General features: G+C 69.8%; 10 protein-coding genes. 8 read left to right on the plus strand and 2 right to left on the minus strand.

What is annotated here, in order from left to right:
* The 5 genes from H5J31_RS38110 to H5J31_RS38130 form a co-directional block, all read left to right on the plus strand.
* Positions 1 to 1,227: DAK2 domain-containing protein (locus tag H5J31_RS38110; protein ID WP_181777514.1), on the plus strand; the 1,227-nt coding region annotated here is incomplete at its 5' end.
* Positions 1,228 to 1,231: 4 nt separating this feature from the next.
* Positions 1,232 to 3,385, plus strand: a complete 2,154-nt coding sequence (gene recG / locus H5J31_RS38115) for an ATP-dependent DNA helicase RecG (protein WP_181777515.1) — start codon at positions 1,232 to 1,234, stop codon at positions 3,383 to 3,385.
* Positions 3,386 to 3,468: 83 nt separating this feature from the next.
* Positions 3,469 to 3,849: a hypothetical protein gene (locus H5J31_RS38120; RefSeq protein WP_181777516.1), complete on the plus strand. Its 381-nt coding sequence runs from the start codon at positions 3,469 to 3,471 to the stop codon at positions 3,847 to 3,849.
* Complete coding sequence (locus H5J31_RS38125) at positions 3,846 to 5,909, plus strand: caspase family protein (RefSeq protein ID WP_181777517.1); 2,064 nt, start codon at positions 3,846 to 3,848, stop codon at positions 5,907 to 5,909. The genes H5J31_RS38120 and H5J31_RS38125 overlap by 4 nt, the downstream gene beginning before the upstream one ends.
* A 2-nt stretch (positions 5,910 to 5,911) precedes the next feature.
* Complete coding sequence (locus H5J31_RS38130; RefSeq protein WP_181777518.1) at positions 5,912 to 6,415, plus strand: GNAT family N-acetyltransferase; 504 nt, start codon at positions 5,912 to 5,914, stop codon at positions 6,413 to 6,415.
* Here the strand turns inward: H5J31_RS38130 and H5J31_RS38135 are convergent.
* Both H5J31_RS38135 and H5J31_RS38140 read right to left on the minus strand, forming a co-directional pair.
* Positions 6,405 to 6,812 (minus strand): hypothetical protein, encoded by a 408-nt coding sequence (locus tag H5J31_RS38135; RefSeq protein WP_181777519.1) that lies wholly within the window; start codon positions 6,810 to 6,812, stop codon positions 6,405 to 6,407. The two genes, H5J31_RS38130 and H5J31_RS38135, sit on opposite strands and share 11 nt — an antisense overlap.
* 271 nt (positions 6,813 to 7,083) lie before the next feature.
* Positions 7,084 to 7,689 carry a TetR/AcrR family transcriptional regulator gene (locus H5J31_RS38140; RefSeq protein WP_181777520.1) on the minus strand — a complete coding sequence of 202 codons (606 nt, stop codon included), beginning with the start codon at positions 7,687 to 7,689 and terminating at the stop codon, positions 7,084 to 7,086.
* 31 nt (positions 7,690 to 7,720) lie between these two features.
* Here H5J31_RS38140 and H5J31_RS38145 point away from each other — a divergent pair, with 31 nt between their 5' ends.
* The 3 genes from H5J31_RS38145 (at position 7,721) to H5J31_RS38155 (ending at position 13,344) form a co-directional block, all read left to right on the plus strand.
* The gene (locus H5J31_RS38145) at positions 7,721 to 8,905 is read left to right on the plus strand and encodes an erythromycin esterase family protein (RefSeq protein ID WP_181777521.1); all 1,185 of its coding nucleotides are present in this window, start codon (positions 7,721 to 7,723) and stop codon (positions 8,903 to 8,905) included.
* A gap of 37 nt (positions 8,906 to 8,942) precedes the next feature.
* Complete coding sequence (locus H5J31_RS38150) at positions 8,943 to 9,878, plus strand: S8 family peptidase (protein WP_236005640.1); 936 nt, start codon at positions 8,943 to 8,945, stop codon at positions 9,876 to 9,878.
* 88 nt (positions 9,879 to 9,966) lie between these two features.
* On the plus strand, positions 9,967 to 13,344 hold the full coding sequence (locus H5J31_RS38155) for a pyruvate carboxylase (protein ID WP_181777522.1): 3,378 nt from the start codon (positions 9,967 to 9,969) through the stop codon (positions 13,342 to 13,344).
* Positions 13,345 to 13,357: the final 13 nt, after the last annotated feature.

The following is a 13,357-nucleotide window of genomic DNA, read 5'->3' on the forward strand; positions in this document are numbered from 1 at the left end:
GGCGCGGTGAGCCGTCCGGTCGCCGGGACCATCCTGACCGTGCTCCACACCGTCGCGGCGACCGTCCGCGGCGCGACCGGGTCACTCGAAGAGGTGGCCGCGACGGCCGCGAGCGTCGCCGCCGAGGCCCTGGAAGAGACCCCGAAACAGCTACCCGTCCTGGCCGTGGCCGGCGTGGTCGACGCCGGTGCCCGCGGTCTGGTCGCGGTCCTCGACGCCCTGTCGGGCGTGATCTCCGGCGGCGTCACCGAGCCGGAACACCCGCTCGAAGCACATGTCCACGCCACGATCGACGCACCGACGGCGTGGGAGGTCATGTACCTGCTCGACGGCGTCGAAGAGGACAGCCTTCCCGCGCTGCGCAAGACCCTCAGCGGCCTCGGCGACAGCGTCACCGTCGCGGGCGACGGCGCGGGCGGCTTCGCCGTCCACGTGCACTGCGCGGACATCGGCGCGGCGCTGGAGGCCGGGATCGAGCTCGGCCGTCCCCGGAAGGTCCGGGTCGAGCCGCTCATCACGCCCACCCCGGTCGAGGTCGGGGGTGGAATCGACCGTTCGGTGGTCGCCGTCGTCCACGGCGGACCGCTCGCGGAGCTGCTGCGGGCCGAAGGTGTCGCGGTCCTGTCCGTGCCGCAGGGGGTCGAGCCGACGGTCGAGGAGATGCTGGGCCTGATCAACGAGGCCGCCGGGCACCACGTCACCGTGCTCCCCGGTGGTCATCAGCTCACCGCGGCGGCCGACGCGGCGGCCGGCCACGCGATGGCCGCGGACCGCGACGTCGTCGTCATCCCGTGCGTTTCCCCCGTTCAGGTGCTGGCGGCGCTGGCCGTGCACGATCCGGACCGCCGTACCAACGACGACGTGGTCGCGATGGCCGAAGCGGCCGCCGCGACCAGGCGTGGCGAACTGCGGATCGCGCGGGAGGAGTCGCTAACCTGGGTGGGCCGGGCGCAGGCCGGAGACGTCGTCGGCCTCGTCGACGGCGAGGTCGTGCTGATCGAGCCGGCGCCCGCCTCGGAGACGAACCTGGTCGCGGCGGCGGTCAGTGTGCTGAACCGGATGCTGGCCCTCGGCGGCGAGCTGGTCACCGTGCTGACCGGTGTCGACGTGCCGGTCCGGCTGCCCGGCGAGCTCGCCGATCAGCTCCGCCTGGAACATCCCGAGATCGAGCTGACGAGTTACGCCGGCGGCCAGTCCGACGCCGTGCTGCTGATGGGGGTGGAGTGACCGCATGACCAACCTGCGCGCGGACCTCAAGCTGGTCGTGGGCGCGGCGACGGCGAAAGCGCTCGACAAGGGTCTCAAGATCCAGACGGTCAGCGATCTGCTGCGCCACTACCCGCGCCGCTACGCCGAACGTGGTCAGCTCACCGACATCGCCGGACTCGAACTCGGTGAACACGCGACGGTGATGGCGCGGATCGAGCGCGTCAACAAGCGCCGGATGAAGGCACGCAGCGGGACCCTGCTGGAAATGGTGATCACCGACGGGAAACGCCGTCTGCAGTGCACCTTCTTCAACCAGGCCTGGCGCGAGAAGGACCTCGTCCCCGGCAAGAACGGCCTGTTCGCGGGGAAGGTCACCGCCTTCCGCGACGTCCTGCAGCTCGCGAATCCCGAGTACGAACTCTTCGACGCGGAGCGCGCACCCGAGGCGATGGACGACTTCCTCGCCGAGATCATCCCCGTCTACCCGGCGGCGCAAGGGATCCCGACCTGGGTGATCGCCAAGGCCGTCCGGCAGGTGCTGGACGTGCTGGAGGTCGACGAAGACCCGATGCCGCTCGAACTGCTGGCCCAGTACGGCCTGCCGGACCTGGAAAGCGCGCTGCGCGGCATCCACCGCCCGTCGAGCTGGGAGGCGCTGAACGCGGCGCGCCACCGGCTCAAATGGGACGAGGCGATGGCGGTGCAGCTGATTTTCGCGCAGCGGCGGCATTCCCTGGTCTCCCGGCCCGCGAAGGCCTCACCGCGCACCGAAGACGGCATCCTCGACGCCTTCGACAAACGGCTCCCGTTCGCGCTGACCTCGGGCCAGGAGGAGATCGGCGAGGAGATCTCGCGGGATCTGTCCACCGAGCATCCGATGAACCGGCTGCTGCAGGGCGAGGTCGGTTCCGGCAAGACCGTGGTGGCGCTGCGCGCGATGCTGCAGATCGTCGATTCCGGGCGGCAGGCGGCGATGCTCGCGCCGACGGAGGTCCTCGCCGCGCAGCACGCCCGTTCCCTGCGTGAGATGCTCGGCGACCTCGGGCAGGCGGGTCAGCTCGGCGGCGCGGAGAACGCGACCCGGGTGACGCTGCTGACCGGGTCGATGGGCGCCAAGGAACGCAAGAAGGCGCTGCTGGAGACGGTCAGCGGCGAGGCCGGGATCATCGTCGGCACGCACGCGCTCATCCAGGACACCGTGTCCTTCGCGGATCTCGGGCTGGTCGTGGTCGACGAGCAGCACCGGTTCGGCGTCGAGCAGCGGGACGCGTTGCGCTCCCGCGGCTCCGACGAGACCAGTCCGCACGTGCTCGTCATGACCGCGACACCCATCCCGCGCACGGTCGCGATGACCGTCTACGGCGATCTGGAGATCTCCGCGCTGCGCGTGATGCCGGTCGGCCGGTCGCCGATCGCGACGTCGGTCGTGCCGGTCGCGGAGCGGCCCGCCTGGCTGGACCGGGCGTGGCAGCGGGTCCGCGAGGAATGCGGCAAGGGACACCAGGCGTACATCGTCTGCCCGCGCATCGGCGACGAACCGGCGTCGGACAAGGGTGACAAGCGGCCACCGCTCGCGGTGCTCGACGTCGCTCCGGACCTCGCCGAAGGAGCGTTGAAGGGCCTGAAGATCGGCGTGCTGCACGGCCGGATGCCCGCCGACGACAAGGACGCCGTGATGCAGGCGTTCTCCAAGGGCGACCTCGACGTGCTCGTGGCGACCACCGTGATCGAGGTCGGCGTGAACGTGCCGAACGCGACCGCGATGGTGATCATGGACGCCGACCGGTTCGGCATCAGCCAGCTGCACCAGTTGCGCGGCCGAGTCGGCCGGGGGAGCGTGCCCGGGCTGTGCCTGCTGGTGACCGAAACCCTGGACGGGACGACCACCCGCGAGCGGCTGGCCGCCGTCGAGTCCACGACGGACGGTTTCGAACTGTCCAGAATGGACCTCGAACTGCGCCGTGAGGGTGACATCCTCGGGGCCGCGCAGTCGGGCAAGAAGTCGACCCTGAAACTGCTTTCGCTGCTGCGCGACGAGGACGTCATCGCCGAGGCACGCGCCCGTTCGTTGGAAATCGTCGAGAAGGACCCGGCCTTGGGGAATTACCTGGGGCTCGCGCATCTGATCGCCGACGTCGTCGACGAAGATCGCGTGGAGTACCTGGAAAAAAGCTGACCTGGACATCTCTGCCCGATCGGACCTTGCCGCCGGGCGGGCACCGGGGTTCCCTTGTTCTGTGCGGGCGAGGGAGGCCGGGGATGACGTCATCGGTGCGGGTCCAGCTCGGTGAGGACGGTGCCGACGCCGAACGCGTCGACCAGCTTGCCGGGTATCTCCGAGGGGAACTGATCGAACGCGGGGTCGCCGACGTCAAGGCGCTGCCCGCCGGTGAGGCGCCGCCCGGGTCACGCGGGTTCGACGTCGCGACGGCCGGCGGGCTGCTGGTCACGCTGGGGAAATCCGCCGACGGCCTGCGTTCGGTGGTGGCGGCCGTGCGGGAATGGCTCTCGCGCGGCGGGCGGGTGAAACGCACCGTGCGGCTGGAGATCGATGGCGACGTGCTGGAACTGTCCGAAGCGAGCCTCTCCGATCAGGACAAACTCGTCGACCTCTTCGTGAGCAGGCATTCGGCGCCATGACCGGCGAGCGGCGTGCCCTGATCATCGCCAACGGGGAGTACGACAACCCCGGGCTGAGCGCGCTGCGGTCCCCGGCGGCCGACGCCGAGGCACTGGCCGAGGTCCTCGCGGATCGCAACATCAGCGAGTTCGCCGTCCAGGTGGTCCGCGACGAGACCGCGCACGTGATCGCGAGCCGGGTCGAGGACCTGTTCGCCGACAGCGCGCCCGACGACGTGCTCCTGGTGCATTTCTCCTGCCATGGCTTGAAAAGTGAGTCGGGTGAGCTGTTCTTCGCCGCCCGCAACACCCGCCCGGAGCGGCTGGCGTCGAGCGCCGTCCCCGCCGATTTCGTCCAGCGCTGTATGCGGATGAGCCGGTCGCGCAGCATCGTGTTGCTGCTGGACTGCTGCTACGGCGGGGCGTTCAGCCAGGGTGTCGCGGTGCGCGCCACCGGAGAGGCCAACGTGCTCGACGCCTTCCCCGGCGGCGGTTTCGGCGGCCGGGGCCGCGCGGTGATCACCGCGTCGAACTCCATCGAGTACGCCTTCGAGGGCGACCATCTCGCCGACGACCACGCCCGGCCGTCGGTGTTCACGTCCGCGCTGGTCGACGGGCTCCGGACCGGGGACGCCGACCGCGACGAAGACGGCTGGATCGCGCTCAGCGAGCTCTACGACTACCTGTTCGACAGCGTCCGCGAGCGGAATCCGAACCAGACGCCCAGCCGCGACATCGAGATGCAGGGCGAGCTGTACCTGGCCCGGAGCAGACGCCGCCGGATCAAACCGTCACCGGTCCCGGCCGACCTGCGCGCGGCGAGCGAGGATCCGAACATGTTCACCCGCCTCGGCGCGGTGACGGAACTCCGGCGACGTCTCCTGAGCGAGAACCTCTCCGTCGCCATCGGCGCCTACGAAGTCCTCACCTCGATGGCGCAGACCGACATCCAGCACATCGCCGACGCCGCCGACCTCGCCCGGCGGGAAGCGCGGGTCCGGGCCGGGACCGAGGTGCTGCGGTTCGGTGAGATCGTCCAAGGGACCCCGGCGGTGGCGCGGATCCGGCTGGATGGGCCGCCGATCGCGAGGATCTGCCGGTTCGCGTCGTCACATCCCTGGCTGCTCGTGACCGAGGTCGCCGACGGGGCCGAGATTTCGCTGGACCGCGCGGAAACCGGCGCCTTCGACGGGCGGATCACCGTCACCGGGCCGACCGGGGAACTGGTGGTGATGGTGGAAGGGCGGGTCGTTCCGGAGCCGACGCCGGAACCCGAACCGGTGGTGATCTCCAGTCCTCGCCCCGAGCCACCGGCGCCGGTCCAGGAACCAGTACGGCGCGAGGAAGCCACCGCGACGGGCCCTGGTCCGGATCGCCTGGCGACCGGTGCCGGAGTGCTCGCCATCGCCGCCGGCGTGCTCATGCTCGTCCTTGTGCTGAGCCTCAGCCGCACCCTCGAGAACTTCTTCGAAAAGGGCGGCTGGACGGTCCTTCCTCTCACAGCCGTCGCGCTTTCCGCGGGCGTCGCGATGCTGGCTCCGCGGTCCCGCCGGTTGGCGGGCCCGGGCGCTTTGTGCGGCGTGGCGATGGTCTCGATGATCCCGATGGGGTCGGTGGTGCTCACCATCCCCGACCTGATGCTGATCGTCGCGGCCGTCCTGGCCCTGGTCTCGGTGCGGCGTGACCGGAGTTTCCGGCTCCGGCTGGGGAAACCCCGTGACGTTTTCGCCGTGGTGTCGGTCTTGCTCGGGGTCACCGTTACGACCGGGCTGTCGGTGGAGGCCGGCGAGTTGCTGGACTACTCGTCGAGCCGGGCCGACGAGGCGGCGATCTACCTCGTGGTCGCGGTGCTGTTCCTGATCGGGAGTGTGCTGGGCGCGCTCGTGCGGCCGCCGGTGTTCGGCGTCGCGTTCCTCGCCGGACTGTCCGGCGGCGGTATCGGCGTCGTCGGTCTTTTGTACTCCGCGCTTCCGAGCAGTTCTTCCGTGACCGGTACGGGCTGGGAGATCGCGCTGGGCGCGGTGCTCGCGCTCGTCGTCGTCACCGGCTTCGCGGCCTGGAAAACGCCCGCGGGGGAATGACGATGGCCAGGATCCGCACCGCGACCGTCGACGACGCCTGGCCCATCGCCGAGGTGAACGTCCGGTCGTGGCAGTCGGCGTACCGGGGCCTGATGCCCGAGGTCTACCTGCGTGATCTCTCGGTCGAAGGCCGGGCCGCGCGGTGGCAGCGGACCCTCGCCGATCCCGCCAACCAGGGCGACATCCTGGTCCTCGTCGACGAAGACTCGCTTCTCGGTTTCACCGCCGTCGACCGGATCCGCGGGGAACTGCGCGCGATCTACCTCGACCCGGAACACTGGGGGACGGGGCTGGGCCGGTTGCTGCACGACACCGCGGTCGCCGCGCTACGCGAATCGGGACACCGGTCGGCGACGCTCTGGGTGCTCGACTCCAACGAACGCGCCCAACGGTTCTACGCCGCCGCGGGATGGGTGCCGGACGGGGCGACGAAGTCCGACACCATGCCCGGCGAAGACGTCCTGCTTTCCGAAGTCCGCTACCGGATCGACCTCGTCAGCGGGTGAACCAGGCGCGTTCTTCGGGTTTGTTGAGCGTGATGATGATGCCGATGGCGATACCCATCCCGATCAGCTGGGTGATCGGGCCGCCGTTGATCAGGCCGATCACCGCGATGATCACGGTCAGCCCCTCGACGGTGATGATCGTCGGCCGCACCCAGGCCGAACCGCGGGAGATCCGGATCGCGCACGCGATCAGCACGGCGGCGACCACGAACCCGAGCAGCGCCAGCGCCAGCGCGAGACCGGCTTCCTCGTTGCCGTGGTCGAGTTCGTTGATCGCGAGGGAGGTCACGAGCGCGCTGACGAGGACGTTGAGGACCGCCTGTATCCAGAGGAAGACGCGGATGAACTTGAGCTGGCGCGGCATTTCCAGCGGCTTGTTCCGGACGTCTTCGGTCATGACGGGCTCCCTCTCTCGGCACGAAGAGCCCAGTCTGGTCCCGGAAGTCGTTGGTGTTGAGGGCAAAACTGTCCTCAACCACAGAGCGCGGTCGCGCGCCACCTCCGCGCGAAACGCATTTAGTCCTCTAAATGCGTGGTACGACCGCGTCGCCCCTGGCCCCAGGTGAGGCGTTGCGAAAGCCACTTTCGCAACCTTCAACGTTGCGAAAGTGGCTTTCGCAACACCGCCTCCCCAGCGCGCCACCTCCGCGCGAAACGCATTTAGTCCTCTAAATGCGAGGAAGGAACGCGCCCTCCCGCGCCGCGACGGCCACCGCTCGCGCCGAGATCCGCGCGTCCGCCAGAGTGGCGCCCTCCCGTGAAATGAACAGCCGGTAGAACATCGGCCCGCAGACCGCCCGGATCACGTCGTCGCCATCGGTGCCGAGCGGGACTTCGCCCCGCGCGATGGCGCGCTCCACGATCGGCGCCATCCGTTCGTGCCGGTCCTGGTAGAAGTCGTGCAGTGCTTCGGCCGCCGGAGGCGACTGGAACGCCGCCAGGACCGAAGCCGTCGGGAGTTCTTTCAGCGCCGGTTCGGTGAAGTACCGCACGACCTCCGCCGCGACCTCGTACAGATCGTCTTCGAGGGACCCGGTGTCGGGTGCCTTCCAGTCGTCCTCCGCGCCCATCTGGAGTGCGGCGGCGACGAGTCCGTCCGGGGACGACCAGCGCCGGTACACGGTGGTCTTGTGCACGCCGGATCGCTCGGCGACCGCGTCCACGGTCAGCTCGCTGAAGCCGCGTTCGGCCAGCAGGTCGAGGGTGGCGTGCAGGACGGACTGGCGGGTGCGTTCGGTCCGGCCGCCGGGCCGCTGGGTACCGGAGGTTGCCAATTGCTACTCCTGTTGCGTTAGGGTGCCCAGTATGTCAGACCCAGCACGGATCGCCGAGCTCGTCGGGGACGCGAAGATCGTCGCGATCGGCGAGAACAACCACCACATCCACGAGTTCGGCGACCTGCGCAATCGTTTGCTCCGGCATCTCGTCGAGCAGCACGGGTTCAGTGTGGTCGGGTTCGAATCCGGCTTCGCCGAGGGCAAGCTCGTCGAAGACTGGCTCCGGGGCGCACCCGGCGACGTCGCCGACGTCGGCCGTGACGGCTTCACCTTCTCCCTCGGCGAGTCGCCCGAGGCGCACGAGATGCTGACGTGGCTTCGTGAACGCGGCGACGTCCGGTACTACGGCCTCGACGTCCCGAGTTCCGCGGGTTCTCCCGTGCCGGCGCTGGAGGCCGTCCGCGCCTACTTGTCCACTGTGGACGAGCCCGCGACGAGCCTGGTGGACGCGGCGATCGAGGCGACCAAGGGGTACGCGTCGGTCAGCAGCGCGGAATCGCCCGCCAAGTACGCCGCCCTCGACGCGGCCGCGCGAGACAAGGCCACCGCGGCACTCGCCCGGCTCGACTCGCATCTGACGTCGTTGCGCCCGGTGTACGGGGACAACGACGCGCAGGCGGTCGCCGAACACCACGTCAAGGGCGCCTTGCGCATCGACGCCTACCTCGGCGAGATCGCCGCGATGATGGCCGGTGAAGCCCCTGCCCTGCAGAGTGGTTCGCGCGACGCGTACATGGCCGAGACCGTCCGGCTCATCCGGCGGCTGCACGGGGACGACACGAAGATCGTCCTGATGCTCCACAACGGACACTTGCAGCGCGTGCCGTTCTCGCCGATCCCCGGTCTCTCCGCGCCGGCGGCCGGAACGCATCTGGCCACAGAGTTCGGCGACGACTACTTCGCATTGGCGCTCACCGCCGTCGAGGGCAAGACCACCGGCCTGAAGCCGGATCCCGCCGCCCGGCTCGGTTTCACCGTGTACGAACAAGATCTGGACGCCCCGGCCGAGGGAAGCGCCGAGATCGAAGGCCCGGGTTTGGTGGACCTCCGTCCGAAGCGCGGAACCGAAGGGCCCCAGAGCATCCGTCACGCGCATATGTTCAATCCGGTCGACGTCGCCGACGCCTTCGACGCGCTCGTCTGCTTCCCGCGTTCGACGGTCAGCGGACACCTCCGACCAGCCCCAACCGATCGGGTGACGACCGAAGGTTGAGGTTGCCACCGGCGGGTGACAGGCGTAGGCCCGAGGCATGATCATTCGACTGGTACGAGGAATGGGTGCGCTGGCCTGCTCGGCATTGCTGGTGACGGCGGCCGCGCAACCGGCCTCCGCGACGGAGGTCCAGCAGAACCCGCCGAACTGGGGCCTGGACCGGATCGACCAGCGAACGGGCCTCGACCAGCTCTATCACTACGACACCGACGCCAAGGACGTCAGCGTCTACGTGATCGACAGCGGTGTCGACGCCGCGCATCCGGACTTCGGCGGCCGCGTGAAGCCCGGCAAGGACTTCCTCGACGGCGGTTCGGACACCTCCGACACCAACGGTCACGGGACGTATCTGGCGGGCGTCGCGGCGTCGAAGACCTTCGGCGTCGCGAAGGGCGCGCAGATCGTCCCGGTGCGGGTGATCGACGCCCAGGGCGGCGGCTCGACCGACAAGATCATCGCGGGTATCGACTGGGTGACGCAGAACGCGAAACAGCCCGCGGTCGCCGTCCTCGGCATCGGCGGCGCGCCCAACGACCAGCTCGACGCCGCCGTCCGCGCGCTCGCCGCGGTCGTCCCGGTCGCCCTCCCGGCGGGTGGCGAGGCCACCGACGCGGGCGGGTTCTCACCCGGCCGGGTCACCGAGGCGCTCACCGTCGGCTCGACCGACGCGAGCGACCAGGTCGGGTCGACCTCGAACTACGGCGAGGTCGTCGACCTGTTCGCCCCCGGCGTCGACGTGCCGGGACCCAACGCCGGAGGCAGTGGCGCCAAGGTGCTCAGCGGGACGTCGTCGGCGGCCGCGCACGTCATCGGGGTGGCCGCGCTGTATCGCGCGCTGCACCCCGAGGTCTCGGCGGCGGACGTCGCGAAGGCCCTTGTGGACACCGCTTCGGTGGACGTCCTGACCGGTGTCCACGAGGGCACCGCGAACCGGTTGCTGCAGAGCCCGGGAGCGCAACTCAGGCGGGGATGACGTCCATCACCTGGGCAACAACTCCCGCCCTCCGGGAGCTAGCAGGTAACGTGCCTCACCTACCGATCCGAAGATGGGAAGGACCGGCATGTTCCGCAAGGTACTGGTCGCCAACCGGGGTGAGATCGCCATCCGCGCGTTCCGCGCCGGATTCGAGCTCGGCGCGGGCACGGTGGCTGTGTTCCCGCACGAAGACCGCAATTCGCTCCACCGGCTGAAGGCCGACGAGGCCTACGAGATCGGCGAACCCGGTCATCCGGTGCGGGCCTATCTGTCGGTCGAGGAGATCGTGGCCGCCGCCAAGAAGGCGGGCGCCGACGCCGTCTACCCCGGCTACGGCTTCCTCTCGGAGAACCCGGACCTCGCGCGCGCGTGCGAGGACGAGGGCATCACCTTCGTCGGGCCGAGCGCGGACATCCTCGAACTGACCGGGAACAAGGCCCGCGCGGTCAAGGCCGCACGCGAGGCCGGCGTTCCGGTGCTGGGTTCCTCCGAACCGTCCTCCGACATCGACGCGCTGGTCGCCGCGGCCGAGGAGATCGGCTTCCCGGTCTTCGTGAAGGCCGTCGCCGGCGGTGGCGGGCGCGGTATGCGCCGTGTCCAGGATCCCGCACAGCTGCGCGAGTCCATCGAGGCCGCCGCGCGCGAGGCCGAGTCGGCCTTCGGCGACCCGACGGTGTTCATCGAGAAGGCCGTCGTCGAGCCGCGCCACATCGAGGTCCAGATCCTCGCCGACGGCGAGGGCAACGTGATCCACCTCTACGAGCGCGACTGTTCGGTCCAGCGGCGGCACCAGAAGGTCATCGAGCTGGCGCCCGCGCCGAACCTGCCGTCCGAACTGCGGGACCGGATCTGCGCGGACGCGGTCAAGTTCGCCCGCCAGATCGGCTACCGCAACGCCGGTACCGTCGAGTTCCTCCTCGACAAGGACGGCAACCACGTCTTCATCGAGATGAACCCGCGGATCCAGGTCGAGCACACGGTGACCGAGGAGGTCACCGACGTCGACCTCGTCCAGTCGCAGCTGCGCATCGCCTCCGGCGAGACGCTCGACGACCTCGGGCTCTCCCAGGACAAGGTGTACCTGCGCGGCGCCGCCCTGCAGTGCCGCATCACCACCGAAGACCCCGCCAACGGGTTCCGCCCGGACACCGGGATGATCAGCGCGTACCGCTCGCCCGGCGGCTCCGGCATCCGTCTCGACGGCGGCACCGCGTTCTCCGGCACCGAGATCAGCGCGCATTTCGACTCGCTGCTGGTGAAGCTCACCTGCCGCGGCCGCGACTTCCAGACCGCCGTCGGCCGCGCCCGCCGCGCCGTCGCCGAGTTCCGGATCCGCGGTGTGGCCACGAACATCCCGTTCCTGCAGGCCGTCCTCGACGACCCGGACTTCCGCGAGGGCCGCGTCACGACGTCGTTCATCGAGGAGCGCCCGCATCTGCTCACCGCGCGCCACTCGGCCGACCGCGGGACCAGGCTGCTCACCTACCTCGCCGACAAGACGGTCAACAAACCGCACGGCGAGCGCCCGCGCACCCTCGAACCGCAGGTCAAGCTGCCGAAGCTGCCCAAGGACCTCGAACCCGCGCCCGGGTCGAAGCAGAAGCTCGACGAACTGGGCCCGGACGGTTTCGCCCGCTGGCTGCGGGAGTCGCCGACCATCGGCGTCACCGACACCACCTTCCGTGACGCGCACCAGTCCCTGCTCGCCACCCGCGTGCGGACCAAGGACCTGCTCGCCGTCGCGCCGGTCGTCGCGCGGACCACACCGCAGCTGCTCTCCCTGGAGTGCTGGGGCGGCGCGACCTACGACGTCGCCTTGCGGTTCCTCGCCGAGGACCCGTGGGAGCGGCTGGCGAAGCTGCGGCAGGCGGTGCCGAACATCTGCCTGCAGATGCTGCTGCGTGGCCGCAACACCGTCGGCTACACGCCGTACCCCACCGAGGTGACCAGCGCCTTCGTCGAGGAGGCGACGGCGACCGGTATCGACATCTTCCGGATCTTCGACGCGCTCAACGACGTCGAGCAGATGCGCCCGGCGATCGAGGCCGTCCGCGAGACCGGCTCGGCCGTCGCCGAGGTCGCGCTCTGCTACACCTCGGACCTGTCGGACCCGTCCGAGAAGCTGTACACCCTGGACTACTACCTCAAGCTGGCGGAGCAGATCGTCGGCGCGGGGGCGCACGTCCTGGCCATCAAGGATATGGCGGGCCTGCTGCGGGCACCGGCGGCGGTGCGGCTGGTTTCCGCGTTGCGCAAGGAGTTCGACCTCCCGGTGCATATCCACACCCATGACACCGCGGGTGGTCAGCTGGCCACCTACCTGGCCGCGATCCAGGCCGGCGCGGACGCCGTCGACGGCGCTGTCGCGTCCATGGCGGGCACGACGTCGCAGCCGTCGCTTTCGGCGCTCGTCGCCGCGACCGATCACTCGGACCGGCCGACCGGGCTGGACCTGCAGGCCATCGGCGACCTGGAGCCGTACTGGGAGAGCGTGCGCAAGATCTACGCGCCGTTCGAGGCCGGTCTCGCGTCGCCCACCGGCCGCGTGTACCACCACGAGATCCCCGGCGGGCAGCTGTCGAACCTGCGCACGCAGGCGATCGCACTCGGCCTCGGCGAGCGGTTCGAGGACATCGAGGCGATGTACGCGGCCGCGGACCGGATCCTGGGACACCTGGTGAAGGTCACGCCTTCGTCCAAAGTGGTCGGTGACCTCGCCCTGCACCTCGTCGGGGCGGGTGTCTCGCCGGAGGACTTCGAGGCGGAGCCGAACAAGTTCGACATCCCCGATTCGGTGATCGGCTTCCTGCGCGGCGAACTGGGCGACCCGCCCGGTGGCTGGCCGGAGCCGTTCCGCACCAAGGCCCTCGAAGGCCGCGCGCAGCCGAAGCCGGTGCAAGAACTGTCCGAAGAGGACCGCAAGGGGCTGGCCGAAAACCGGCGCGCGACGCTCAACCGCCTGCTGTTCCCCGGGCCCACGAAGGACTTCGAGGCGCACCGCGAGCAGTACGGCGACACGTCGGTGCTGCCGTCGAAGGACTTCTTCTACGGGCTGCGTCCGGGCGAGGAGTACTCGGTCGACCTGGAGCAGGGGGTCCGGCTGCTGATCGAGCTGGAGGCCATCGGTGAGGCCGACGAGCGCGGCGTGCGCACGGTGATGTCCACGCTCAACGGCCAGCTGCGCCCGATCCAGGTGCGGGACACCTCGATCGCGTCGGACATCCCGGCGACGGAGAAGGCCGACAAGTCCGACCCGAAGCAGATCGCCGCGCCGTTCGCCGGTGTGGTCACGCTGCAGGTGTCCGAGGGCGACGAGGTCGAGGCCGGTGCCACGGTCGCGACCATCGAGGCGATGAAGATGGAGGCGTCGATCACGGCGTCCACCGGCGGCAAGGTGTCACGGCGCGCGATCAACGCCGTCCAGCAGGTCGAAGGCGGGGACCTGCTGCTGGTCCTGGAATGACGTGAGCCGAAGG

The organism is Amycolatopsis pittospori, from assembly GCF_013870525.1.
In the GTDB taxonomy this organism is placed as follows: Bacteria; Actinomycetota; Actinomycetes; order Mycobacteriales; family Pseudonocardiaceae; genus Amycolatopsis; species Amycolatopsis pittospori.

Bases quoted from the DNA above. Each gene is read 5' to 3' on its own strand.
- H5J31_RS38150 (WP_236005640.1), top strand. From the start codon at position 8,943: ATGATCATTCGACTGGTACGAGGAATGGGTGCGCTGGCCTGCTCGGCA.
- H5J31_RS38130 (WP_181777518.1), top strand. From the start codon at position 5,912: ATGGCCAGGATCCGCACCGCGACCGTCGACGACGCCTGGCCCATCGCC.
- H5J31_RS38120 (WP_181777516.1), top strand. From the start codon at position 3,469: ATGACGTCATCGGTGCGGGTCCAGCTCGGTGAGGACGGTGCCGACGCC.
- H5J31_RS38145 (WP_181777521.1), top strand. From the start codon at position 7,721: ATGTCAGACCCAGCACGGATCGCCGAGCTCGTCGGGGACGCGAAGATC.
- H5J31_RS38125 (WP_181777517.1), top strand. From the start codon at position 3,846: ATGACCGGCGAGCGGCGTGCCCTGATCATCGCCAACGGGGAGTACGAC.
- recG (WP_181777515.1), top strand. From the start codon at position 1,232: ATGACCAACCTGCGCGCGGACCTCAAGCTGGTCGTGGGCGCGGCGACG.
- H5J31_RS38155 (WP_181777522.1), top strand. From the start codon at position 9,967: ATGTTCCGCAAGGTACTGGTCGCCAACCGGGGTGAGATCGCCATCCGC.
- H5J31_RS38135 (WP_181777519.1), bottom strand. From the start codon at position 6,812: ATGACCGAAGACGTCCGGAACAAGCCGCTGGAAATGCCGCGCCAGCTC.